Genomic DNA, 315 nt, shown 5'->3' with positions numbered 1-315 from the left:
GTGACGTGGGGCGATGGCGCAAGTGGTGTGACAGGAGAGGTGTCTGCCACCAACAGCCTTGTGGGCTCCCATACAAACGACCGGTTGGGCGCTTATGGTGTGACCGAGCTGAGCAATGGCAATTATTTCGTCCTTAGCCCGAATTGGGACAATATCGGTGCGAGCGAAGCCGGTGCAGTGACATGGGGCAGTGGCACGGAGGGTGTGAGCGGCGAGGTGTCCAAGGACAACAGCCTCGTGGGCACCACGGCAAATGACCGGGTGGGCTACGGCGGTGTGACCGAGCTGAGCAATGGCAATTATGTCGTCAGAAGC

The 315-nt window shown here is 59.7% G+C and carries 1 protein-coding gene; it reads left to right on the top strand.

Annotated features, from left to right (window positions below; translation table 11 throughout):
• A partial coding sequence (locus HY29_RS19495) for a hypothetical protein (RefSeq protein WP_206741999.1) occupies positions 1–315 on the top strand: 315 nt, incomplete at both ends.

The organism is Hyphomonas beringensis, assembly GCF_000682755.1.
Lineage (GTDB): Bacteria > Pseudomonadota > Alphaproteobacteria > Caulobacterales > Hyphomonadaceae > Hyphomonas > Hyphomonas beringensis.
This window is presented reverse-complemented; position numbering and strand designations above follow the sequence as displayed.